Raw genomic sequence first — 3,139 nt, forward strand, 5'->3', positions numbered from 1 at the left:
CGACGCGGTCCGGGCTGCCCACCGGCGCCCGGCCCGCACGTCCCGCCCGCCGGCACCGCCGCCGCGGCCTCATCCGACAAGGCTTGGAGACTGAGTTGGACCACCAGGAAGTAGAACTGCTCGCGATCGGAGCGGGCCCCGCGAACCTGGCCCTCGCCGTCGCGCTGGAGGAGCTGTCCCCCGACCTCGCCCAACGGACCCTCGTCACCGAGCAGCACGACGACATCGTGTGGCAGCGCGGGATGTTGCTGCCCTGGTCGCGCAGCCAGGTGTCCTTCCTCAAGGACCTGGTGACGCTGCGGAACCCGACCAGCCCGTACTCGTTCGTCAACTACCTGCACTCGACGGGCCGGCTGGACGAGTTCATCAACCTCGGCACCTTCACGCCCTACCGCCTGGAGATCTCGGGCTACCTGGCGTGGGTGGCGCAGTCGCTGACCAAGGTGCGGTTGCAGCACGGCAGGCGCGCGGTGGCCGTGGAGCCGCAGCGCGACGAGGCGGGCTCCGTGGACCGGTGGCTGGTGCGGTTCGCCGACGGCGGCACGGTGTCGTGCGCGACGCTGGTCATCGGCGTGGGCCGCGACCCGCACCTGCCGACCGAGTTCGCGGCGCTGCCGCGGGAGCGGGTGGTGCACAGCACCGAGTTCGTGCCCCGGATCGGTGAGCTGAACCCGGAGGGCCGGCACCGCATCGTCGTGGTCGGCGGCGCGCAGAGCGCGGCGGAGATGCTGTGGTCGGCGCACTCGACCTTCCCGCGCGCCGAGGTCACCATGGTGATGCGCTCGATCGGCCTGAACGGCTACGAGAGCAGCAAGTTCACCAACGAGCTGTTCTACCCGTCCTTCGTGGACAAGTTCAACGAGGCGCAGCCGGAGGCGCGGTCGCAGCTGCTGCGCGAGATGCACCGCACCAACTACGCGGGCCTGTCGCCCTCGATGCTGGACAACCTCTACAACACGATGTACCTGGAGAAGCTCACCGGCACGCAGCGGCTGTCGATGATCACCATGGCGGAGATCGTCGACTCCGCGATGGTGGACGACGAGGTCGTGCTGACCCTACTGGACCGCCGCACGGGCGAGCGCAGCGAGCTGCGCTGCGACCGGGTGATGCTCGGCACCGGCTTCGACAAGCGGATGCCGACGCTGGTCCGCGCGATGGCCGCCGAGGTCGGCCAGGAGGACTTCGCCGTCACCCGCGGCTACCGCCTCCAGCTGCCCGAGGCGGTGTCCGCCCGCGTGTACCTGCAGGGCGTGAACGAGGCCACGCACGGCATCGCCGACTCGCTGATCAGCGTGCTGGCGATCCGCGCGGCGGAGATCGTCGCCGACCTCGCCCAGGGCCACGAGGACACCGTGCCGGTGGTGTCGCAGCGCGTCACCGAGCTGTTCGCCGAGGCACCCCAACCCGCTTGACCCGAGAGGAGTCGTCACCATGATGGAAATCCGCCCCCTGGACCGGGACAACCTCAAGCTCGACAACGGCCTGGACGCCCAGCGCCTGATGCCGTGGGAACTGGTCAACGCGCCGTTCGAGGGCTCGTGGTGCGTGGTGCGCCCCGGCGCCGAGTCGGGCGCCCACGGCCACCACGAGTACGAGATCTGGGTCGCCATGACCGGCGAGGCCGAGATCATCACGCAGGCGGGCGCCACCCCGTTCAAGGCCGGTGACGTCGTGCACTTCACGCCGCACGAGAAGCACCAGGTCGTCAACAAGGGCGCCGAGGACTTCCAGTTCTACGCGATCTGGTGGGACGCCGAGCTGGCCGGGAAGTTCGCCGCCCGCCACGAGGGAGCCACCTCGTGACGACCCGTTCCCGACCGGCGATCGTCGTCGCCGCGACACCCACGTCGAACGGCGACCTGCACGTCGGTCACATGTCGGGCCCTTACCTGGGCGGCGACGTGTACGCGCGCTACCTGCGCGCCACCGGTCGCCAGGTGCTCTACACGACGTGCACCGACGACAGCCAGAGCTACGTGGTGTCCACCGCGCACCGGCGCGGCCTGGCGCCCGACGAGCTGGTCCGGACGTCGATGGCGAAGATCGAGCGCTCGCTCGACGCGATGGGCACGCTGATACCGGGCCTGCCTCCCATCGACGACCGGTACCGCGCGACGGTGGTGGACTTCCTCAAGGAGCTGCACGCCGCCGGCCGTTTCCACCTGCGCAAGGTGCAACTGCCGTACGCGCGCAACGCCGGCGCGTTCCTCTACGACGGCCTCGTCACCGGCACCTGTCCGTCCTGCCTGGCCTCCAGCTGCGGCGGCGCGTGCGAGAACTGCGGCCACCCGAACAACTTCGACGAGCTGCTCGACCCGAAGTACACCATCGACCCGGGCGACACCGTGGTGTACCGGGAGTGCGAGATCCTCGTGCTGCCGATGGAGGACTACCGCGAGCGGCTCACGTCCTACTACGCGGCGCGCACGCCGCGCTGGCGCCCGCACGCCCGGCAGCTGATCGGTGAGCTGCTGTCCAAGCCGCTGCCGGACATCCCGGTGACGATCCCCGGCACGTGGGGCATCGCCGCGCCGTTCCCGGAGACCCCGGGCCAGATCGTCTACCCGTGGGTCGAGGCGATGCCCGCCTCGATGTACGCCACGTGGTGGACGGCGACGCAGCTGGGCCGCCCCACGGCGGAGGTCGACGAGCTCTGGCGTGCCGACCACGACGCGGAGCTCGTGTACTTCCACGGCTTCGACAACGTCTACCACTGGGGCCTGGTCGACCTGGTGATGCTGCTCGCGCACGGCGACAAGTACACGACGCCGGAGTCCAACGTCTGCAACGAGTTCTACGACCTGGACGGCGAGAAGTTCTCCACCAGCCGCAACCACCTGATCTGGAGCGCGGACCTGCTGGCGGAGGTGCCGCGCGACCTGGTGCGGTTCTACCTGGCGCTGACCGGCCCGGAGTTCCAGCGGGCGAACTTCACCCGCGAGTCGCTGCACACGACGACCACGCGCCGGCTGATCACGCCGTGGAACGACCTGGCGGAGGCCATCGCGCTGGCGATGGTCGGGGTGGACGGCACCCGTCCGCTGGCGACCACGGAGGCCGGGCGGTGGCGCGCGGGGTCGGTGCTCTAGCGGTTCGGGGTGTGCTTCGTCCTGCGCGGGTTCAGCATGGGCCGGGC

The 3,139-nt window shown here is 70.2% G+C and carries 3 protein-coding genes; all 3 read left to right on the forward strand.

Annotated features, from left to right (window positions below; translation table 11 throughout):
* Window positions 1-1,415 (forward strand): SidA/IucD/PvdA family monooxygenase (locus tag AB0G02_RS32920; RefSeq protein WP_360802060.1); only part of this gene is annotated, 1,415 nt, incomplete at its 5' end.
* Window positions 1,416-1,434: 19 nt separating this feature from the next.
* On the forward strand, window positions 1,435-1,806 hold the full coding sequence (locus AB0G02_RS32925) for a cupin domain-containing protein (protein ID WP_360802063.1): 372 nt from the start codon (window positions 1,435-1,437) through the stop codon (window positions 1,804-1,806).
* Complete coding sequence (locus AB0G02_RS32930; protein WP_360802066.1) at window positions 1,803-3,092, forward strand: class I tRNA ligase family protein; 1,290 nt, start codon at window positions 1,803-1,805, stop codon at window positions 3,090-3,092. Before AB0G02_RS32925 ends, AB0G02_RS32930 begins: the two co-directional genes overlap by 4 nt.
* Window positions 3,093-3,139 lie beyond the last annotated feature (47 nt).

Source organism: Actinosynnema sp. NPDC023658 (assembly GCF_040639995.1).
GTDB lineage: Bacteria > Actinomycetota > Actinomycetes > Mycobacteriales > Pseudonocardiaceae > Actinosynnema.